Source organism: Pseudomonas sp. HD57-3 (assembly GCF_056113135.1).
Map to the genome: position 1 here is coordinate 2,290,489 of NZ_CM148568.1, position 18,765 is coordinate 2,309,253.

The window sequence follows — 18,765 nt, forward strand, 5'->3', positions numbered from 1 at the left end:
CGTGGGAACGATCAGTGTAAGGCTTATTTTTTCAGGTCTTCGGCGCCTTGCAGCGGCTCATCACCCAACAACAAATCCTTGTCATGGCTGACCAGCTCTTCCTCGAACATCCGCCACACGTGATCGTCCTGAGTGCCCAGCAACTCAACAAAACGCCGGCCTTCGATCTTGTCGCTCAACTGGCCAATGTAGCGCCCCGTTTCAGTCTCGCTGCGGGCCAGGACGATCTTGCGATCCTTCTCCGGCTGGGTCGGCGAGATCAGGTTAAGCTCCAGGGTTTTCGGCTGGCTGTCGCCGCTCAGGCGCAGGTCGACTTCGCCGGTCACGTCATCCAGGTGCACGGCCGCGCGCATTTTCAGGGTCTGGGCCAGCAGCTCACGATCCAGCGAACGGTTGATGCCCTTGCCGGCCTCGTAGTAGTTGTCGTTGACCAAGTTGTCCGGGTTGTTCACCGCGATGGTCACCATGGACAACGTCAGGGTCACCGAACAGGCCAGAATCCCGATGATGATCCATGGCCAAAGGTGCTTGTACCAGGGACTTGCGGCGTTTGCTGCGGGCATGTTCAGTTCTCTCAACGATTTTGTGGGCCGATGAACCGGCTCTTGGCTTCTACGTGGACGCTGTCGTCATCGGCATCCTTGAGGATGAATTTCACCTCGTTGGTGCTCGATGGCAATTGCTCAGGCGCGCTCGACAGCTCGACCGGCATGCTGAAGATTTCCCCGGCCGGCACTTTGATCTCGCGCTTGCCTTGCAGGCGCAGATCCGGCAAACCGGCGGCTTCCAGCACGTAAGTGTGGTCGCGCTGATCCTTGTTCATGATTTTCAGGCTGTAGACGTTTTCGATCCGGCCTTCGGCGTTTTCGCGGTACAGCACGCGGTCCTTGCTGACGTCGAAACCCACCAGCGAACGCATAAAAAACGCGGTGACCAACAGACTGATCATCGCCAGCAGCACCACGGCATAGCCGATCAGGCGCGGGCGCAGTTTATGGGTTTTCTGCCCGGACAAGTTGTGTTCGGTGGTGTAGCTGATCAGCCCGCGTGGGTAATCCATCTTGTCCATGATGCTGTCGCAGGCGTCGATGCATGCGGCGCAACCGATGCACTCGATCTGCAGGCCGTCGCGGATGTCGATGCCGGTCGGGCAGACCTGAACGCACATTGTGCAATCGATGCAGTCGCCCAGGCCCTGAGCCTTGTAGTCGACGCCTTTCTTGCGCGGGCCACGGCTTTCGCCGCGACGCGGGTCGTAGGAAACGATCAGCGTGTCCTTGTCGAACATCACGCTCTGGAAGCGCGCATACGGACACATGTAGATGCACACCTGCTCACGCAGCCAGCCGGCGTTGCCGTAGGTGGCGAGGGTGAAGAAACCGACCCAGAAATACGACCAGCCATCGGCTTGCCCGGTGAAGAATTCGAACACCAGTTCGCGGATTGGCGAGAAGTAGCCGACGAAGGTCATGCCGGTGACGAAACCGATCAGCAGCCACAGCGCGTGCTTGGCGAATTTGCGCAGGAACTTGTTGGCGCTCATCGGCGCCTTGTCGAGCTTGATGCGCTGATTGCGGTCGCCTTCGGTGACCTTTTCGCACCACATGAAAATCCATGTCCACACGCTTTGCGGGCAGGTGTACCCGCACCAGACCCGACCTGCATACACGGTGATGAAGAACAGGCCGAACGCGGCAATGATCAAAAGGCCCGAGAGCAGAATGAAATCCTGCGGCCAGAACGTGGCGCCGAAAATGAAGAACTTGCGCTCCGGCAGGTTCCACCACACCGCCTGATGGCCGCCCCAGTTCAGCCACACCGTACCGAAATACAGCAGGAACAGAGCCGCGCCGCCCATCATCCGCAGATTGCGGAACAGGCCGGTGAAAGCTCGGGTGTAGATTTTTTCTCGAGAGGCGTAAAGGTCGACGCTGTTGTTCGCGTTCTTGCTGGGTGGCGTGACGTCGTGTACCGGAATCTGGTTGCTCATCATTGCATCCCACGGCAGTGGAAAAATGCCTCGGTCGATACGTGCCGGCCGGGGTCAAAAAGGGGTGTTGCGGTGGCGCAATGATACGCCTGTCATGCCGACGAACGGGTGCGACCTTTGGTCGCGTTGGGGAAAAATCATGAATGGTGTAGCGAATGTAACAAAGCATGATGCAGATCAATTGACTATAGACGATAGGTGCTGCTGACAGCGCGACGGCGATGCTGTGGAAGTGCAGGCATTGCCGCCGCTTTCATCAGTCGGTCAAGGTAACCGGCCGCCACCGAGGCTATCGATCCCGCCGGTACTGCGCTTTCTGTCGGCAGTGGCTTCGCTCACTAGGGAGCGTTTTTGCCGACTCAGGCTGTCGCCGTTGGCCGCATCATTTTGTGGCGTCTGTTCACCCGTTTGAGTCGGCTGATCAGTATCCTGATTCTGATGTTGCTCTTTCATCGTTTAGCTTCCTTGCAAGATGAGTCGTGGGGTAGTCAGCACATCGGCTGCAGCAGGACGTTATCGCTTGCCAGCCAATGTGCCCATCGAATTTCAGTTGCGAGATGTGAAGCTGCGATGTGGTTTTTTTAGCCCCACAGATTGATCTGCGTGGCCGAAAACCGGTTCTTTCTTGGCCGGTTTCCAGTCGTCAAGATTAGACAGGTCTTGTTGAAGTATAGAAATTCTGGTTTCTGTTGTTGTGTTTGAAATAAGTTTATTTAATTGCCTGCGTGATCTGCTTTGAAAAGCACTATTTGATGGAATATGTTTGCGTCTGGCGATATTCGGTCGCTAGTTATTATTCAAGTTAAATGGAGTTTCGAGGCTATGGCTTTTAATGGAGTTGTAAAATTTCTGCTGGGTGTCTGTTTATTCTCTTCTGTTACTTTGGCTCATGCCGTTGAGGGCGCTCCACGGCATATGGTGTTCGCGTCCGACACGCAATATCCCTGGACTGACAAGACCGACAGTAGAGAGCCGGAATCCGATGCGGACTTCGAAAAACGTGCCAAGTGGCTGGTGGACAGCCAGTTGGGCAGTATCGCTGCGTTTCGAAACGCCCATGGAGGGCAGGCGGCAATCCCGTTGATGATCAACGGTGACATTACTGCTTTTGGCCATGGCTGGCAGCGGTCCTATATGAAATCGGCCCTGGAAAAATACTTCAAGGGTGATTACCTGTACGGCTTGGGTAATCATGATTACGAAAATAATGTGGATGACTGTTTCAGTAATAGTTGTGCGGCGGGTAGCATTGTCGAGTTCAACGAACATCATAAGGGGAAGGTGGATAACTTTGACCTCGAGGTCACTGGGGCTTTTCTGGATATTCGTTATTCGGGCAGTCTCGCGTACTCGAAAAATGTCGGAGACGTTCATTTGGTACAACTCAATAATGAGCCCACCTACACTACGAAGATTGCTCATGCGTTGAATCCGACAACTTTCAATATCACCAGCGCTCTGGACTGGCTTGAAACGGATTTAAGGCTTGCGCGGGTATCGGGTTACGCCATCATCATCAACATGCACAAGTGGGATGACTGGCAGGGAGACTGGCAACAGCAACAGCGCTTTCTGGACATGATCGAGAAGTATGAGGTCACCGCCATCTTTGCCGGTCATTACCATACGCAAGGTGGTGGCAGGCGCTGGATGGGCAAGGTGCCGATGTTTCTCAGCGGCGCAACGTCCCAGCAGACGTACCTGACAGCTAGCTTTTCGGATGATCGCAAGCTACTGCATGTCAACCTGATCGAGAACAATGATTGGCAAAAGCCGCATTTCGTGCACACGGTTCTGGTGAAATCCCTCTGGGCCAGTCGCCCATAAGCAACGGCCCCGCCAATTCTCATTGGCGGGGCCGTTTCATTTTCGGGCATGGCTTTTATTCGGTAAGGCGAATGCCTCAGTCCCATGGATTGATGACGTCAACGCCGCTGGATGCAAAGTCACCGGTGTTGCGAGTGACCACTGTCAACCCATGAACCAGCGCCGTTGCCGCGATCAGGGCATCGCTTTCATTCGCCTGATCCGGCACATGAATGCGCGCGCAGCGCAGGGCAACAGCCGCATCAACCGGCAGGATTCGCGCATCGAAGGCCGGCATCACGTGGCGCTTGAGCCAGGTGCGCAGAACCTTTCCCTGAGCCGGGTCTCGGCGCTCCATGCGTAGGACGCCGGTCTCCAGTTCCTTCAAGGTAATGGCCGAGATAAACATGCGAGGGGCAATGATCGTTCTGGCCCAGGCGACAACGTTCTTGTCGGCCTGGGGTTTGCGCAATTCGGAAATTACATTGGTGTCTAGCAAATACATTCAGGACAGGTCCACAGGGCGGTGAGTGATCACGGCACGCTCGGTTTCGAACTCGATGTCTGCCGCTTCAGGCATGACCAGCAGATCGACGATGCTCGCGTTGAGGCCGGTGAGTTTTTCGTACTCCTCAATGCTTAGCAGTACGTGGGCGGGCTTGCCACGATCCGTGATGATCACCGGCCCATTGCGCGCGGCTTTTTTGGCACTGCTTGTGTCCTGATTGAATTCGCGGCTGGAAATGGTGGTGATGGCCATCATTGCGACCTCTCCTGAAAAAGATATGTAGCAACGTTACTACTGCGTCCGGCGTCTCACAACCGGGAAGTCCTGACGAGCCTGACCGCTGGTCGGCCATTCAAAGGGCAGAAACAAAACGGCCCCGCCAATTCTCATTGGCGGGGCCGTTTTTTTGCTTCAAGCGTTGGCCTTACTGGGCCTCGGCTTCCGCTGGTTTTTCACCGTGGGACAGGCTGTAAACGTACGCCGCCAGCAGGTGAACCTTGTCGTTGCCTTGCAGTTGTTCCTGGGCAGGCATCTGGCCCTGACGGCCGTAACGGATGGTCTGCTGCAGTTGGGCGAAGCTCGAACCGTAGATGAACGCGGCCGGGTGAGTCAGGTCAGGTGCGCCCATGGCTGGCGTACCTTTGCCCGCCGGGCCGTGGCACGCCACGCAGTTGGCGGCGAACAGTTTCTGGCCGTTGGCCGGATCTGCCTTGGTGCCTTCCGGCAGCTTGCGGCCATCCAGGTTGGTCAGCACGAATGCGGCTACATCGGCCACGCCTTGCTCGCCGATCACTTCTGCCCAGGCCGGCATCACCGCGTGACGACCGCCCATGATGGTGGTCTTGATGGTTTCCGGCTCGCCGCCCCAGCGCCAGTCGGCGTCGGTCAGGTTAGGGAAACCATAAGCGCCCTTGGCGTCGGAACCGTGGCAGACCGAGCAGTTGGAGGCGAACAGACGGCCACCCATCTTCAGGGCTTGCGGATCCTTGGCGACTTCTTCGATCGGCATGGCGGCGAACTTGGCGAAGATCGGACCGAACTTGGCGTCCGAGCGAGCCATTTCCTTTTCCCACTCGTGAACGCCGGTCCAGCCGGTCTGGCCGTTGGCGAACGCGGTCTGCTTCTCGGTATCGAGGTAGTTGTAGCCCGGCAGCAGGCCTTTCCAGTTGCCCAGGCCCGGGTACAGCACCAGATAACCCAGAGCGAAGACGATGGTGCCCACGAACAGCATGAACCACCATTTCGGCAGCGGGTTGTCGTACTCCTCGATCCCGTCGAAGGAGTGGCCGACCGTCTCGTCGGTCTGCTCGGTGCGCTGGCCCTTGCGGGTCGACAGCAACAGCCAGGTCAGGGAAAAGATCGTACCGAGACTGAGGACTGTGACGTACAGACTCCAGAATGTAGTCATTCTTTGTTACTCCTAGAAGCTTGCTCGACGTGCTTGATGGCTTCGGGATCATCCGCGAAGGGCAGCAAGGTCGCGTCTTCAAACTCTGACTTGCGCTTGGGGCTGAACACCCACAATGCCAGGCCGATGAAGGCAACCATCACGACAACGGTGCCCAGGCCTCGAATCATCCCGATATCCATCTAGATCACCGTTTGCTTTTGATGATGGTGCCCAGGCCTTGCAGATAGGCCACCAGCGCGTCCATTTCGGTTTTGCCCTTCACGGCATCCTTCGCACCGGCGATGTCTTCGTCGGTGTAAGGGACGCCGAGCGTGCGCAACACTTCCATTTTCTTGGCCGTGTCTTTGCCATCGAGCTTGTTTTCTACGAGGAACGGGTAGGCCGGCATTTTCGACTCGGGGACGACGTTGCGCGGGTTGTACAAGTGCGCACGCTGCCAGTCATCGGAGTAACGACCGCCGACGCGGGCCAGGTCCGGACCGGTACGCTTGGAACCCCACAGGAACGGGTGATCCCAGACGCTTTCACCGGCGACCGAGTAGTGGCCGTAGCGTTCGGTTTCGGCACGGAACGGACGGATCATCTGCGAGTGGCAGCCGACACAGCCGTTGGCGATGTAAACGTCGCGGCCTTCCAGTTCAAGGGCGGTGCGCGGCTTCATGCCTTCGACCGGCTTGTTGGTGACGTCCTGGAAAAACAGCGGAACGATTTGGGTCAGACCACCGACGCTGACGGCGATGACCATGAAGAAAGCCAGCAGGCCAATGTTCTTCTCGACGGCTTCATGCTTCATCAGTGAGCTCCAACTACGGCAATCTTGGCGGCGGCTTCGGCTTCAGCCGGGTTCGAGGCGCGAACGGTGCGCCATACGTTGTAAGCCATCAGCAGCATGCCGCTGGCGAAGAACGCACCGCCCAGGGCGCGGACGATGAAACCAGGGTGGCTGGCCTGCAGCGCTTCGACGAACGAGTAGGTGAGGGTGCCGTCATCGTTGATTGCACGCCACATCAGGCCCTGGGTGATGCCGTTGACCCACATCGAAGCGATGTACAGAACGGTACCGATGGTTGCGAGCCAGAAGTGCGCGTTGATCAGGCCGGTGCTGTGCATCTGCGCACGGCCGAACAGTTTCGGGATCATGTGGTAGATCGCGCCGATCGAGATCATCGCTACCCAGCCGAGCGCGCCGGCGTGTACGTGGCCGATGGTCCAGTCGGTGTAGTGCGAGAGCGAGTTGACGGTCTTGATCGCCATCATCGGACCTTCGAAGGTCGACATGCCGTAGAACGCCAGCGATACCACCAGGAAGCGCAGGATCGGGTCGGTGCGCAGCTTATGCCAGGCTCCCGACAGGGTCATCATGCCGTTGATCATGCCGCCCCAGCTTGGCGCCAGCAGGATGATCGACATCGCCATGCCCAGCGATTGTGCCCAATCCGGCAGCGCGGTGTAGTGCAGGTGGTGCGGACCGGCCCAGATGTACAGGGTGATCAGCGCCCAGAAGTGCACGATCGACAGACGATACGAGTAGATCGGACGTTCGGCCTGTTTCGGCACGAAGTAGTACATCATCCCCAGGAAACCGGTGGTCAGGAAGAAGCCCACGGCGTTGTGGCCGTACCACCACTGGATCATCGCGTCGGTGGCGCCCGAGTAGGCCGAGTAGGACTTGAACAGGCTGACCGGCAGCGACATGTGGTTGACGATGTGCAGCATCGCGGTCACCACGATGAACGCACCGTAGAACCAGTTACCGACATAGATGTGCTTGGTCTTGCGCTTGGTGATGGTGCCGAAGAACACCAGACCGTAGGTGACCCAGACAATGGCCAGCAGAATGGCGAGGGGCCATTCCAGTTCCGCGTATTCCTTGGTGGTGGTGTAACCCAGCGGCAAGGTAATGATCGCGCCGACGATAACCGCTTGCCATCCCCAGAAGGTGAAGGCCGCGAGGCTGTCGGAAATCAGTCGCGTCTGGCAGGTTCGCTGCACGACATAGTAGGAAGTGGCAAACAGTGCACAACCACCGAAGGCGAAAATCACCAGGTTTGTGTGCAACGGGCGCAGGCGTCCAAAGCTCGTCCACGGCAGACCGAAATTCAACTCCGGCCAGACCAGTTGCGAGGCGATGAAGACACCGAGCCCCATGCCAAGGATCCCCCAGACCACCGTCATGATGGCGAACTGGCGGACTACCTTATAGTTATAAGCAGTCGGACTGATTGCTGTGCTCATTCTAAGGTTCCACGGTTTGGGTGTTTTATTAGGATTAAAATCGGCCGCAAGTATGTAGAAAGCAGGGGGTCAATGCAACGCGCCATGACCTGGGTCAATGCTTTCCAACGCTGATTCTGCGGCCTTTCCATGCGCCGCGTAAGGACAAAATTGCCCTCGGGCAAAATGTCGCAGCGGACGAAAAAAGCGAGGGGTCCCGGTCGGATGTAACGGGGTGTGTTCGAACGCTCGGTTCGGGTGACGGACGGTAATTGGCACGACAGCCGGTATCTACCGGCCTTTGCGGCCATGTCAGTCAGCCGATTCGTTCAACGCCTCGCTCGGGGTCGACCTGGAACCGGCACGGGCCAGTCCGCATCGAGCAAGCGTAGACCCGAATCCGGGTAACCGAAAGGAGAGGGGGTGAAGGGGTGCGACAATGCGTCGCAAAGGGGCTGGAAACTGCCGCACTGGAAACGTGCGGCAGTCTTGTGCGCAATGATTACTTTTTATTGTCCTCAGTAATCAGTTTTTCTGTATTCAATCCATTGCTAAGGCTGTACACATAAGCGGCCAGCAATTGCACTTTATCGTTGCCCAGCAGCTCGTTCTGAGCGGGCATGTGACCTTGACGGCCATGGCGAATGGTCTGCTCGAGCTGGGTCAGGCTGGTGCCGTAGATGAAACCGGCCGGATGCGTCAGGTTCGGCGCACCCATGGCTTCGGTGCCCTGGCCGTTTGCCCCGTGACAAGCCACGCACATGGTGCTGAACGCTTGCTGCCCGGCTTGCAGGTCGGCCTTGTTGTCCGCTGCCAGTGGCAGGCCGGCCAGTTCGTGACGCACATACGCCGCGACGTTTTTCACTCCGGCCTCGCCCAGTGCTTCGCCCCACGCCGGCATCGCCGCCATCCGGCCACCCATGATGGTGGTCTTGATGGTTTCTGCGCTGCCGCCCCAACGCCAGTCCTTGTCGGCGAGGTTAGGGAAACCGAACGCGCCCTTGGCGTCCGAGCCGTGGCACACCGAGCAGTTGGAGGCGAACAGACGGCCACCCATTTTCAGCGCCTGCGGATCCTTCGCCACTTCTTCCACCGGCATGGCGGCGAATTTGGCGAAGATCGGCCCGAACTTGGCGTCAGCCTTGCTCATTTCCTTTTCCCACTCGTGGACGCCGGTCCAGCCGTCCTCGTAGCCGGGCAGGATGCCTTTCCAGTTGCCCAGGCCCGGGTAAAGGATCAGATAGCCCACGGAAAACACCAGCGTGCCGGCGAACAGCATGAACCACCACTGCGGCAGCGGGTTGTCGTACTCCTCGATGCCGTCGAAGCTGTGGCCCATGGTCTGGTCGACGCTGCCCTTGGTTTCGCCCCGACGGGTGCCGACCAGCAGCCAGGTCAGGCCGATCAGGCTGCCGATGGTCAGTACGCAGATCCACGTACTCCAGAAGGTGGTCATGGCCGGGTACTCCTTGTTTCATTAGCTTGGGTAGTGTCGGGTTGCGGCTCGTCGGCAAACGGCAGCAGGCGCGCTTCGGCGAATTCCGGCGTGCGCTTGCGGTTGAACACCCACAGGGTCAGGCCGACGAAGGCTACGAACACCACGACCGTGCCGAGGCCGCGAATCAGCCCCGCGCTCATTTCAATGACCATGGTTCACCTCTTGCTCTTGATCGCAGTGCCAAGCACTTGCAGGTAGGAGACGAGAGCGTCCATTTCGGTCTTGTCCTTGAGGCTGGCCACTGCGCCGCTGATGTCGTCGTCGGTGTACGGCACGCCGAGGGTGCGCATGACCTTGAGCTTGGTTTCGGTGTGGCTGCTGTCGACCGGTTGCGTAACCAGCCACGGGTAGGCCGGCATTTTCGATTCCGGTACAACGTTGCGCGGGTTGTACAAGTGCGCACGGTGCCAGTCATCCGAGTAACGCGCGCCAACCCGGGCCAGGTCCGGACCGGTACGCTTGGAGCCCCACAGGAACGGGTGATCCCACACGCTCTCGCCGGCCACCGAGTAGTGCCCGTAGCGTTCGGTTTCGGCGCGGAACGGACGGATCATCTGCGAGTGGCAACCGACGCAGCCTTCGCGGATGTAGATGTCGCGGCCTTCCAGTTGCAGCGCGGTGTAGGGCTTCATGCCTTCCACCGGTTTGTTGGTCACGTCCTGGAAGAACAGCGGGACGATCTGGGTCAGGCCGCCGATGCTCACGGCAAACACCATCAGCAGCATCAGCAGGCCGACGTTCTTTTCAATCGTTTCGTGTTTCATGGCGGACTCCTCAGGCCATCTGCGCGGCAGCAACTACGTCAGCAGGCTGCGAGGCCCGCACGGTGCGCCAGGTGTTGTAAGCCATCAGGAACATGCCGCTGAGGAAGATCGCCCCGCCAATCAGCCGCACGACGAAGCCTGGGTGGCTGGCCACCAGGGTTTCGACGAAGGAGTAGGTCAGCGTGCCGTCCTCGTTCACCGCACGCCACATCAGGCCCTGGGCGATGCCGTTGACCCACATCGAAGCGATGTAGAGCACGGTGCCGATGGTCGCGAGCCAGAAGTGCGCGTTGATCAGGCCGATGCTGTGCATCTGCTCTTTGCCGAAGATTTTCGGGATCATGTGGTACAGCGCGCCGATGGAAATCATCGCCACCCAGCCGAGGGCGCCGGCGTGTACGTGGCCAATGGTCCAGTCGGTGTAGTGGGAGAGGGCGTTCACCGTCTTGATCGCCATCATCGGACCTTCGAAGGTCGACATGCCGTAGAACGCCAGCGACACCACCAGGAAGCGCAGAATCGGGTCGCTGCGCAACTTATGCCAGGCGCCCGAGAGGGTCATCATGCCGTTGATCATGCCGCCCCAGCTCGGCGCCAGCAGTACCAGCGACATCACCATGCCCAGCGACTGCGCCCAGTCCGGCAGCGCGGTGTAGTGCAAGTGGTGCGGGCCGGCCCAGATGTACAGGGTGATCAGCGCCCAGAAGTGCACGATCGACAGGCGATACGAATACACCGGACGTTCGGCCTGTTTCGGCACGAAGTAGTACATCATCCCGAGGAAACCGGCGGTGAGGAAAAAGCCTACGGCGTTGTGGCCGTACCACCATTGCACCATCGCGTCGGTTGCACCGGCGTACACCGAGTAGGACTTGGTGAAGCTCACCGGCAATTCAAGGTTGTTGACGATGTGCAGAATCGCCACGGTGATGATGAACCCGCCGAAGAACCAGTTGCCCACATAAATGTGCTTGGTCTTGCGCTGCATGATCGTGCCGAAGAACACGATGGCGTAGGCGACCCAGACGATGGTGATCAGGATGTCGATCGGCCATTCCAGCTCGGCGTATTCCTTGGAGCTGGTGTAACCCAGTGGCAGGCTGATGGCCGCCAGCAGGATCACCAGTTGCCAGCCCCAGAAGCAGAAGGCGGCGATTTTCGGCGCAAACAATTGCGTCTGGCAGGTGCGCTGCACCGAGTAGAACGAACTGGCGAACAAGGCACAGCCGCCGAACGCGAAGATCACCGCGTTGGTGTGCAGCGGGCGCAGGCGTCCGAAGCTGGTCCACGGCAGGTTGAAGTTGAGTTCGGGCCAGACCAATTGAGCCGCGAGAAAAACCCCGAGCCCCATGCCGACGATGCCCCACACCACCGTCATAATGGCGAATTGGCGGACCACCTTGTAGTTGTAGGCGGTACTGATAGAAGTGTTCATGGTTCCCCATCCACGGTTCAGCCGAAGTGAGCGCGCGCAGAAAACGCCGCGAATCCTTCGCCTGGAGTTATAGGCAGACTAAAAGCGAGGCAAGCATGGACAAACAGCACAAGGCCAGTATTGACGGGGATCAATGGGCGCAGTGTGTGCGGGATCACGGGTGGCTTTGGGATGCGGCTGTTGGGGAGGCTTCGGCGACGCTCATCCTGGCGCATGGGGCGGGGGCGCCGATGGACAGTGAGTGGATGACGGATGTGGCTGGGCGCCTTGCTGGGCTGGGTGTGAACGTGTTGCGGTTTGAGTTTCCTTATATGGCGCAGCGGCGGGTTGATGGCAGTAAGCGGCCGCCGAATCCGGCGCCGAAGTTGCTGGAATGTTGGCGTGAGGTTTATGGCTTGGTGCGACTTCATGTCGCTGGGGTTTTGGCGATTGGCGGGAAGTCTATGGGGGGGCGGATGGCTAGTCTGCTTGCCGATGAGCTTGGCGCTGATGCGTTGGTTTGCCTTGGTTATCCGTTTTATGCGGTTGGGAAACCGGAGAAGCCTCGGGTTGAGCATCTGGCTGGGTTGAAGACTCGGACCTTGATTGTTCAGGGTGAGCGGGATGCGCTTGGCAATCGGGACGCTGTCGGGGCTTACGATCTATCGCCGAGTATTGAGGTGTTTTGGCTGGCCTCTGGGGATCATGATTTGAAGCCGCTCAAGGTCTCCGGGTTTACGCATGAGCAGCATTTGGCTTCGGCGGCGGAGAGGGTGGCCGGGTTTCTTCGATAGCTTCAAGCCTGCCTGCCCGAGGGCAGGCATTGTCAAATGGGTCAAGGTTGATCTCCGACCATGTTGAAACGGCATTTTGGATGCAACCGGTATCCTCCTGTCTTGAATGTGGCCTCGAAATCACCAGTGGCGATATTTTTGGCGGGATCCAGTTTGATCTTGAGAGTCGCCTCATCTGCATCAACCACAGTGAAGCCATCGAATCCTGGAGGGGCATAACTCGAATGCGTATGGGTCAAATGCAACTTGTCGTTCAATGTGAAAGTTGCCTCGAATGGGCTGTCGTCGATATACGGGAATGAAAAGCTGAATGCAAAGTAGTTTTTACTACTTATTAATCCGATAAAGCCGTGGAATGACCAGGTCTTCTCTCCTGTGGGAGGAAACACACGTAGAGAAAAAAATGATCCTTCGGCTTTTACCTCGGGATTAGTTCCAAATTGCCAAAGGAATTCATTTGTAGAAACGGATACACCGCTGGTTTTTGGAAGAAAAATAGTTTTACTGCTCATCTGGAAGTTCCTCTTCATCACGAGCGAATGACGTCTTGGCACAAGGTCGTCGGGTACTTGATAGGTCTTTTTGAAGAGGTGCGTCTACTGTCAGATCTGGCAGCTAGGCAGCCCGCCTTATATGTGCTGGTTAGCTAATAAAGTTGCCGAGACTGGGGTGAATATCCGTTGCTGCGGTTATGGCTGCTTAGGGTTTCGCCCTTACGGCGACTCACTTTTTTGACAAACGCCTCAAAAAAGTAAGCAAAAAAAGGCTTGCTCCTACGTTCGGCCCGCTCGCTAAGGCTCGGGGTTCCTTCGCTCCGGGATTCATCCGGGGGGCATCGCCTACGGTTTGCTTCGCTGCACCTCCTCTCGATGTGTTTGGCTGCGCCAAACGGTCGCTGCGCTCCCACCCCCGGATAAATCCCTCCACTCAGCCTTCCGACGTCGCCCGAAGATCAAAAGCGGTACTCGAGCTAACGCTCATCGTTTTGAGTGGTTAGAAGCGGGTGCGTTTGCTTTCGCTTTCTGTGGGCGCCAGCCTGCTGGCGATGGCGGCCTGCCAGCCGACCAATCTCTTGCAGACTGCATGTAATGCCTGTGGGAGCTGGCTTGCCAGCGATGGCGGCCTGACAGCCGACCAGTTTTTGAAGGGTGAATCCGATCCGATGTGGGAGCGGGCTTGGTCCGGGCGGCGCTCCGACGAAAGCGGTCTGCCAGAGCACAGCAAAGGAACAGTCAAACATCCGGCTTTTTGGCGAATAAACGTAATTCTGCAAGCGCGTTTAAAGTACACGAACCGTTACGCCATAAGGGCTACAACACCTTGCGTCGTTGCCTACGCGTACGCCAGAATCCGCCGGCTTACGCGGCTATGGGGCGGGCTATATCGTTTCCCTGTCACTGAAAAACAGTGATGGGGTTTGGTAGCCCGTCTCAAATTGTCGTTGTAGCGACACCCTAAATGCCGTCTCTTTTTTGGGTATGGCTTTGTATGGTGGGCATGCGTGGGGCTCCTCCGTGAGCGCCGGGTTTCCCGATTTGACCGGTCTACCAACCCGCGCATGGCCGCCACCCGCCGTTTGGTAGCGAGGGTGATGGCTCCTATTTTTCAAATTGGAGTTCTATCTATGTTCAAAGCCACACCAAACCCACCAGAAACCGATTCAATCCCCTACGACGCAGCCCTCGAAGCCGAAAACATAAAAACGGCCACCGAGCGGGCGATCAATCATTACCTCGATCCCGGGGCGCAGAAGACGTCCAAGCCATCGCGCAAGCCGGGCAAGATCTATCTGGTCAACCCAACGGTGGATGACGAAACGCTGCTGGTCGAAGCGTGCGAAACGCTGTCGTCGGCCAGTGACATGGCCCGGGATCTCGGCAGCACCGTCGATCCGTCGCAGCGCAAGGCGGTGCAGATTCTGCAGCAGGTCATCATGCTGAGTGAGCTGCTGGTCAATCGTGTGCTGGATAACCATCACGTCTCGCGGTAGTTGCCGCCTCGGTGAGGGGCTTGTCCCCTCACTGCCTGGCAGCCGTCTATGAAAATCCTCAAGCGACTCTTTTTCGGAGTTCCAGCTGATGTCTCAGACCGTCATTCCACCGTTAGAAGATCCGGTGTCCCCGTACGAATTTCCCGATTCAAGAAAACTCCACGACGCGGCCGAACGCGCCCTCGACTACTACCTCACACCCGCAGCCCAGATCATGGCCACGCCTTACACCCCAAACGACATGTTCATGGTCAACCCGCAAACAGACACGGAGTCCCTGCTGGCCAACGCCTGCGAATCCCTCGCGTCAGCCACGGTCATGCTCGGTGACTTTGCCGGCCTGCTGGAAGGGCCGAACCGCAGGACCCTGTTGGGCATTGCGCAAGTGGTGATGTTGGGCGAGTTGGCGGTGAATCAGGCGTTGGATAACCTCGTGCCGAAAGAGTAAGCGGCACAAAAAAACCGGAAGCGTTTGGCTTCCGGTTTTTTTATCGATATCGAAAGGTCACAGCCTGCCAGTGATCACAAATTTATCGAATGCTTTCTGCCCATCACGTGCCGCTCGCCGCACATCAGGGAATGTCAGTTCACCCCGGGCTTCCTTTCTCACACACTTATCGGTCTTGATCATCGGATTCTGCGTAGGAGGTGTTTTCATGCTGGCTAGCCCGTGTGAATAGGTTTGGACGACAAAGTAGAGCCGGGCTTCATTGCGTGCCAGTCAGTTGGGTCTGATTCAGTTGTAGGCACTGTCCGCGCTTTTGAATGAGATTTTCGCCAGCAGGCTGGGCCTCTTCGCGGGCAAGCCCGCTCCCACAATGGGTGGTGGTGTTGCAAGATTTCGTGGCCAATGCGAAAACCTGTGGGAGTGGACTTGCCCACGAAGAGGGCGGTGCTGGCCACATTCATTTCAGACAGGCAATAAAAAACCCGGAAGCTCTCGCTATCCGGGTTTTTTGTATTGCAGAACAATCAGCGGTTAAACCGCTCCACCAACGAATACTGCGTATTAGCCGTCTTCGTCAGCTCTTCACTCAGCAACGCCGAGTTATGCGCCTGTTCCGAGGTCTGGTCCGCCAGTTCCGAGATGTTGCTGATGTTGCGGCTGATTTCTTCAGCCACGGCACTTTGCTCTTCGGTCGCGGCGGCGATCTGGGTGGTCATGTCGGTGATGTTGGCCACCGCTTCGCTGATGCCTACCAAGGCCTGATCCGCTTCCAGTACGCGTGCGACACCTTCTTCCGCCTGGCGGTGGCCGGCTTCCATGGTTTGTACGGCGCTGGATGCAGTCTGTTGCAGCTTGGCGATCAGGGCGTGGATCTGGCCGGTGGATTCGCTGGTGCGTTGCGCCAGCTGGCGGACTTCGTCGGCAACCACCGCAAAACCACGACCCATTTCGCCGGCACGCGCTGCTTCAATCGCAGCGTTGAGCGCCAGCAGGTTGGTCTGGTCGGCGATGCCTTTGATCACGTCGACCACGCCGCCGATTTCGTCGCTGTCCTTGGCCAGTTGGGTGACGGTCAGTCCGGTTTCGCCGACGACGACCGACAGGCGCTGGATGGCTTCGCGGGTTTCACCGGCGATGTCGCGGCCGCGGCCGGTCAGGCGGTTGGCTTCCTGGGTGGCGTCGGCGGTGCGCTGGACGTGGCTCGCCACTTCTTGCGTGGTGGCGGCCATCTGGTTGACGGCGGTGGCGACCTGTTCGGTTTCCACGCGCTGACGTTCCAGACCGCTGGAGCTGTTGTGCGCCAGGGCGTCGGACTGTTTGGCCTGATCGGTCAGGTGCTCGGCGGTGTCCTGCAGACGGGTCAGGCAGGTTTTCAGGCGGGCTTCCTGGCTGAGGATCGACATCTCCAGACGGGCCTGAGGGCCGCGGCTGTCGGTGTACATCTGCGCGATCAACGGGTCGGACGTGGTCTGCTCGGCCAGACGCAGCAGGCGCTTGAGCCCGCGTTGTTGCCATTGCAGGCCCAACAGGCCCAGCGGCACCGACAGACCGGCGGCAAGGGCGAAGCCCCACTGCGAGTTCAGGGTGGCGCCGATCATGAAGCTCAGCTGGCTGACCAGAATGAACGGCAGCCAGTCCTGCAGCACCGGCAGCCATTTGTCAGTTTGAGGAATCGCCGACTTGCCCTGGTTGATGCGTTGGTAGAGCGCTTCGGCACGGCGGATCTGTTCGGCGGACGGCTTGACCCGTACCGACTCGTAACCGACCACCTGACTGCCATCGAACACCGGCGTTACGTAGGCGTTCACCCAGTAATGATCACCGGTCTTGCAGCGATTCTTGACAATGCCCATCCATGGCAAGCCTTGTTTCAGTGTGCCCCACATGTGCGAAAACACCGCAGCCGGGACGTCGGGGTGACGAACCAGGTTGTGCGGCGCACGGATCAGTTCCTCACGCGAAAACCCGCTGATTTCGACGAAAGCGTCGTTGCAGTAGGTGATCACGCCCTTGGCGTCGGTTGTGGAAATCAACCGTTGCTGAGCCGGGAAAGTCCGTTCGCGTTGTGTAATGGGCTGGTTATTACGCATGGTTTTTCAATCCGCAAGGCTTTGAAAGGTTGTCGGCGGGGTCGGCCATTTATTGAAATTTTTTTTCATTTATAAGTACGGCGTCGCAAAACGGCCCTTGCTTCAACCCGCGAGCATCGGATAGGTGAACAGACCGAAGTGCAGCAGGTTCAGGCCAAAATGCGTGGCGATCGCCGCACCGAGCCCGCCAAAACGGTAGGCCAGACCATAGCCGACACCCGCCAGACTCGCCAGCAACACCCAGTGCCAACCGGCGCCCACATGCACCAGACCGAACAGCAGGGACGCCAGCAGCAGCGCGAGGTTTTCGCCGTAGGGCAGGTGTTTGAAATGCCGGCTGAGGCCGCCCTGTATATAGCCGCGAAACAGCGCTTCTTCGACCAGTGTCACCAGCAGCAGATTGTTCAGTACCCACAGCCACGCCTGATCCGGCCACTTCGGCGCCCAGGTGATCATGCCCAGCAACACCGCGCCGCCCAACGCCAGAATCACGCTCAGCGTCAAAGCCAGTGCGGTGGCGTACACAGTCAGGCGCAATGAGCGTCGCGCGACGATCCATGGGCAGACCAATAGCAGCCAGAAACCAATCAACGGTTTGTCGAGATTCAGGTACATCGAGAACGGCACGGCGTTGTCGGTGAAGCGCTGCGGCTCGATGGCCCGGCCGTTGTAGAAGCCCGGCAGCCAGTGCAGAGCCAGCGCCAGGGCCAGCACGATAAACAGGCCATGGCCGAGATAACGCCCGACCGGCACGGTTTGCTGGCGCACGGCGTAACCGGCGAAAACCAGCAGTGCAATGGAGATCAGCGCCAGCCAGCCGAGATGGCCGAAACTCAGCGCCAATCCGTAACCAAGGCTGAGAAGTCCGAGATAGAGCCATGGCAGAGCTGTCATGGAAAGTCCTTGTGCACGATTTGTGGACAGGCTTTCTACACGGGTGGGGGCGAGGGGACAAGTGAAGGTGTAGGGGAAATCAGGGACAGCGCCAATCCGTGGTGAAGGAGGGCAAGTAACCCATGTGAGAGCGAGCCTGCTCGCGATGGCGGTGGGTCAGTTGCACAAAAATTAACTGACATGCCTTCATCGCGAGCAGGCTCGCTCCCACATGGCTTTGTGTTTGGCTGAGGGATCAGCGCAGGTTGAGCTTTGTCGCCACACGCTCGGTGATTTCCGTGCGCAACTTCAGCGAAGGCGCTGCACGCTTGCGGGCTTCTTCAACAACCGCACTCGGCGCCGTCTCCGGGCTTCCCGAATCAAACGGTGGCGCAGGCGCATATTCCAGCTGCAACTGCACCAGTTGCGCCGTATCGACACCTACCAGTTCTTGCGCCAGTGTCAGGGCAAAATCGATCCCCGCCGTAATGCCACCCCCGGTAAACAGATTGCCGTCACGCACCACCCGATCCTTCACCGCAATCGCGCCCAACGTCGGCAGCAGATCGTGATAAGCCCAGTGCGTCGTCGCCCGTTTACCCTGCAAAAGACCCGCCGCCCCAAGCACCAGCGAACCCGTACACACCGACGTCACGTAACGCGCCTGCGCCGCTTGCGCCCTGATGAACGCCAGCGTCTGCTCATCCTCCATCAACGGCCCGACACCCGCGCCGCCGGGGACGCAGATTACGTCCAGATCCGGGCAATCCTCGAACGTTGTGGTCGGTTTCAGCACCAGCCCGGTGCTGGCGGTGACCGGCACCAGATCCTTCCAGACCAGATGCACCTGCACGTCCGGCAACGAGGCCAGTACGTCATACGGGCCGGTCAGGTCGAGTTGTTGCACCTGGGGAAACAACAGAAAACCGATCTGCAACGCCATGGTTCTTCTCCGTGAAAAGGGG

21 protein-coding genes are annotated in these 18,765 nt (G+C 58.4%); 4 read left to right on the top strand and 17 right to left on the bottom strand.

Going from position 1 to position 18,765, the window contains the following annotated elements; translation table 11 throughout:
* Positions 1-23 precede the first annotated feature (23 nt).
* The 3 genes from AC0R79_RS10380 to AC0R79_RS10390 all read right to left on the bottom strand — a co-directional run bounded on the left by AC0R79_RS10380 (position 24) and on the right by AC0R79_RS10390 (position 2,443).
* Positions 24-563: a FixH family protein gene (locus AC0R79_RS10380; protein WP_007951661.1), complete on the bottom strand. Its 540-nt coding sequence runs from the start codon at positions 561-563 to the stop codon at positions 24-26.
* An 11-nt stretch (positions 564-574) separates the two neighbouring features.
* Positions 575-1,990, bottom strand: a complete 1,416-nt coding sequence (ccoG, locus tag AC0R79_RS10385; RefSeq protein ID WP_007951662.1) for a cytochrome c oxidase accessory protein CcoG — start codon at positions 1,988-1,990, stop codon at positions 575-577.
* Positions 1,991-2,254: 264 nt separating this feature from the next.
* Complete coding sequence (locus AC0R79_RS10390) at positions 2,255-2,443, bottom strand: hypothetical protein (RefSeq protein WP_085609015.1); 189 nt, start codon at positions 2,441-2,443, stop codon at positions 2,255-2,257.
* Positions 2,444-2,812: 369 nt separating this feature from the next.
* On the opposite strand from AC0R79_RS10390, the gene AC0R79_RS10395 reads away from it, so the two are divergent.
* Positions 2,813-3,817 (top strand): metallophosphoesterase family protein, encoded by a 1,005-nt coding sequence (locus AC0R79_RS10395; protein WP_474734315.1) that lies wholly within the window; start codon positions 2,813-2,815, stop codon positions 3,815-3,817.
* Positions 3,818-3,893: 76 nt separating this feature from the next.
* Here the strand turns inward: AC0R79_RS10395 and AC0R79_RS10400 are convergent, their stop codons facing one another.
* The 10 genes from AC0R79_RS10400 to ccoN (AC0R79_RS10445) form a co-directional block, all read right to left on the bottom strand.
* A complete protein-coding gene (locus AC0R79_RS10400; RefSeq protein WP_085609013.1) occupies positions 3,894-4,301 on the bottom strand; it encodes a type II toxin-antitoxin system VapC family toxin in 408 nt (135 codons plus the stop codon).
* Complete coding sequence (locus AC0R79_RS10405; RefSeq protein ID WP_039770179.1) at positions 4,302-4,556, bottom strand: type II toxin-antitoxin system Phd/YefM family antitoxin; 255 nt, start codon at positions 4,554-4,556, stop codon at positions 4,302-4,304. It lies immediately after the preceding gene.
* Positions 4,557-4,728: 172 nt separating this feature from the next.
* Entirely contained in the window at positions 4,729-5,712 is a 984-nt protein-coding gene (gene ccoP, locus AC0R79_RS10410; RefSeq protein WP_102717707.1) for a cytochrome-c oxidase, cbb3-type subunit III, read from the bottom strand.
* The gene (locus AC0R79_RS10415; protein WP_003175465.1) at positions 5,709-5,894 is read right to left on the bottom strand and encodes a CcoQ/FixQ family Cbb3-type cytochrome c oxidase assembly chaperone; all 186 of its coding nucleotides are present in this window, start codon (positions 5,892-5,894) and stop codon (positions 5,709-5,711) included. The genes ccoP (AC0R79_RS10410) and AC0R79_RS10415 overlap by 4 nt, the downstream gene beginning before the upstream one ends.
* A 5-nt stretch (positions 5,895-5,899) precedes the next feature.
* On the bottom strand, positions 5,900-6,508 hold the full coding sequence (gene ccoO / locus AC0R79_RS10420) for a cytochrome-c oxidase, cbb3-type subunit II (RefSeq protein WP_007905434.1): 609 nt from the start codon (positions 6,506-6,508) through the stop codon (positions 5,900-5,902).
* Complete coding sequence (ccoN, locus tag AC0R79_RS10425; protein ID WP_007960352.1) at positions 6,508-7,950, bottom strand: cytochrome-c oxidase, cbb3-type subunit I; 1,443 nt, start codon at positions 7,948-7,950, stop codon at positions 6,508-6,510. Before ccoN (AC0R79_RS10425) ends, ccoO (AC0R79_RS10420) begins: the two co-directional genes overlap by 1 nt.
* A gap of 481 nt (positions 7,951-8,431) precedes the next feature.
* Positions 8,432-9,385: a cytochrome-c oxidase, cbb3-type subunit III gene (gene ccoP, locus AC0R79_RS10430; RefSeq protein WP_007960353.1), complete on the bottom strand. Its 954-nt coding sequence runs from the start codon at positions 9,383-9,385 to the stop codon at positions 8,432-8,434.
* Entirely contained in the window at positions 9,382-9,579 is a 198-nt protein-coding gene (locus tag AC0R79_RS10435) for a cbb3-type cytochrome oxidase subunit 3 (protein WP_102717705.1), read from the bottom strand. Before AC0R79_RS10435 ends, ccoP (AC0R79_RS10430) begins: the two co-directional genes overlap by 4 nt.
* A gap of 3 nt (positions 9,580-9,582) precedes the next feature.
* On the bottom strand, positions 9,583-10,191 hold the full coding sequence (gene ccoO / locus AC0R79_RS10440; RefSeq protein WP_433899328.1) for a cytochrome-c oxidase, cbb3-type subunit II: 609 nt from the start codon (positions 10,189-10,191) through the stop codon (positions 9,583-9,585).
* Positions 10,192-10,201: 10 nt separating this feature from the next.
* Positions 10,202-11,626, bottom strand: a complete 1,425-nt coding sequence (gene ccoN / locus AC0R79_RS10445) for a cytochrome-c oxidase, cbb3-type subunit I (protein ID WP_085609009.1) — start codon at positions 11,624-11,626, stop codon at positions 10,202-10,204.
* A gap of 95 nt (positions 11,627-11,721) precedes the next feature.
* Between ccoN (AC0R79_RS10445) and AC0R79_RS10450 the strand changes: the two genes are divergently transcribed.
* Positions 11,722-12,399 carry an alpha/beta family hydrolase gene (locus AC0R79_RS10450; protein WP_474734318.1) on the top strand — a complete coding sequence of 226 codons (678 nt, stop codon included), beginning with the start codon at positions 11,722-11,724 and terminating at the stop codon, positions 12,397-12,399.
* A gap of 41 nt (positions 12,400-12,440) precedes the next feature.
* Here the strand turns inward: AC0R79_RS10450 and AC0R79_RS10455 are convergent, their stop codons facing one another.
* Positions 12,441-12,911, bottom strand: coding sequence for a hypothetical protein (locus AC0R79_RS10455; protein WP_474734319.1), 471 nt, complete (start codon positions 12,909-12,911; stop codon positions 12,441-12,443).
* A gap of 1,112 nt (positions 12,912-14,023) precedes the next feature.
* Here AC0R79_RS10455 and AC0R79_RS10460 point away from each other — a divergent pair.
* Together AC0R79_RS10460 and AC0R79_RS10465 are read left to right on the top strand one after the other, a co-directional pair.
* Positions 14,024-14,389 carry a DUF6124 family protein gene (locus AC0R79_RS10460; protein ID WP_474734320.1) on the top strand — a complete coding sequence of 122 codons (366 nt, stop codon included), beginning with the start codon at positions 14,024-14,026 and terminating at the stop codon, positions 14,387-14,389.
* An 88-nt stretch (positions 14,390-14,477) separates the two neighbouring features.
* Positions 14,478-14,837 (top strand): DUF6124 family protein, encoded by a 360-nt coding sequence (locus tag AC0R79_RS10465; protein ID WP_474734321.1) that lies wholly within the window; start codon positions 14,478-14,480, stop codon positions 14,835-14,837.
* A gap of 524 nt (positions 14,838-15,361) precedes the next feature.
* On the opposite strand, the gene AC0R79_RS10470 is transcribed toward AC0R79_RS10465, so the two are convergent.
* The 3 genes from AC0R79_RS10470 to inhA all read right to left on the bottom strand — a co-directional run bounded on the left by AC0R79_RS10470 (position 15,362) and on the right by inhA (position 18,743).
* On the bottom strand, positions 15,362-16,927 hold the full coding sequence (locus tag AC0R79_RS10470) for a methyl-accepting chemotaxis protein (RefSeq protein ID WP_007956336.1): 1,566 nt from the start codon (positions 16,925-16,927) through the stop codon (positions 15,362-15,364).
* 102 nt (positions 16,928-17,029) lie between these two features.
* Positions 17,030-17,821 (bottom strand): lysostaphin resistance A-like protein, encoded by a 792-nt coding sequence (locus tag AC0R79_RS10475; protein WP_474734323.1) that lies wholly within the window; start codon positions 17,819-17,821, stop codon positions 17,030-17,032.
* Between the two features lie 235 nt (positions 17,822-18,056).
* Entirely contained in the window at positions 18,057-18,743 is a 687-nt protein-coding gene (gene inhA / locus AC0R79_RS10480) for an isonitrile hydratase (RefSeq protein WP_474734324.1), read from the bottom strand.
* Positions 18,744-18,765 lie beyond the last annotated feature (22 nt).

Bases quoted from the DNA above. Each gene is read 5' to 3' on its own strand.
- AC0R79_RS10380 (WP_007951661.1), bottom strand. From the start codon at position 563: ATGCCCGCAGCAAACGCCGCAAGTCCCTGGTACAAGCACCTTTGGCCA.
- ccoG (WP_007951662.1), bottom strand. From the start codon at position 1,990: ATGAGCAACCAGATTCCGGTACACGACGTCACGCCACCCAGCAAGAAC.
- AC0R79_RS10390 (WP_085609015.1), bottom strand. From the start codon at position 2,443: ATGAAAGAGCAACATCAGAATCAGGATACTGATCAGCCGACTCAAACG.
- AC0R79_RS10395 (WP_474734315.1), top strand. From the start codon at position 2,813: ATGGCTTTTAATGGAGTTGTAAAATTTCTGCTGGGTGTCTGTTTATTC.
- AC0R79_RS10400 (WP_085609013.1), bottom strand. From the start codon at position 4,301: ATGTATTTGCTAGACACCAATGTAATTTCCGAATTGCGCAAACCCCAG.
- AC0R79_RS10405 (WP_039770179.1), bottom strand. From the start codon at position 4,556: ATGGCCATCACCACCATTTCCAGCCGCGAATTCAATCAGGACACAAGC.
- ccoP (WP_102717707.1), bottom strand. From the start codon at position 5,712: ATGACTACATTCTGGAGTCTGTACGTCACAGTCCTCAGTCTCGGTACG.
- AC0R79_RS10415 (WP_003175465.1), bottom strand. From the start codon at position 5,894: ATGGATATCGGGATGATTCGAGGCCTGGGCACCGTTGTCGTGATGGTT.
- ccoO (WP_007905434.1), bottom strand. From the start codon at position 6,508: ATGAAGCATGAAGCCGTCGAGAAGAACATTGGCCTGCTGGCTTTCTTC.
- ccoN (WP_007960352.1), bottom strand. From the start codon at position 7,950: ATGAGCACAGCAATCAGTCCGACTGCTTATAACTATAAGGTAGTCCGC.
- ccoP (WP_007960353.1), bottom strand. From the start codon at position 9,385: ATGACCACCTTCTGGAGTACGTGGATCTGCGTACTGACCATCGGCAGC.
- AC0R79_RS10435 (WP_102717705.1), bottom strand. From the start codon at position 9,579: ATGGTCATTGAAATGAGCGCGGGGCTGATTCGCGGCCTCGGCACGGTC.
- ccoO (WP_433899328.1), bottom strand. From the start codon at position 10,191: ATGAAACACGAAACGATTGAAAAGAACGTCGGCCTGCTGATGCTGCTG.
- ccoN (WP_085609009.1), bottom strand. From the start codon at position 11,626: ATGAACACTTCTATCAGTACCGCCTACAACTACAAGGTGGTCCGCCAA.
- AC0R79_RS10450 (WP_474734318.1), top strand. From the start codon at position 11,722: ATGGACAAACAGCACAAGGCCAGTATTGACGGGGATCAATGGGCGCAG.
- AC0R79_RS10455 (WP_474734319.1), bottom strand. From the start codon at position 12,911: ATGAGCAGTAAAACTATTTTTCTTCCAAAAACCAGCGGTGTATCCGTT.
- AC0R79_RS10460 (WP_474734320.1), top strand. From the start codon at position 14,024: ATGTTCAAAGCCACACCAAACCCACCAGAAACCGATTCAATCCCCTAC.
- AC0R79_RS10465 (WP_474734321.1), top strand. From the start codon at position 14,478: ATGTCTCAGACCGTCATTCCACCGTTAGAAGATCCGGTGTCCCCGTAC.
- AC0R79_RS10470 (WP_007956336.1), bottom strand. From the start codon at position 16,927: ATGCGTAATAACCAGCCCATTACACAACGCGAACGGACTTTCCCGGCT.
- AC0R79_RS10475 (WP_474734323.1), bottom strand. From the start codon at position 17,821: ATGACAGCTCTGCCATGGCTCTATCTCGGACTTCTCAGCCTTGGTTAC.
- inhA (WP_474734324.1), bottom strand. From the start codon at position 18,743: ATGGCGTTGCAGATCGGTTTTCTGTTGTTTCCCCAGGTGCAACAACTC.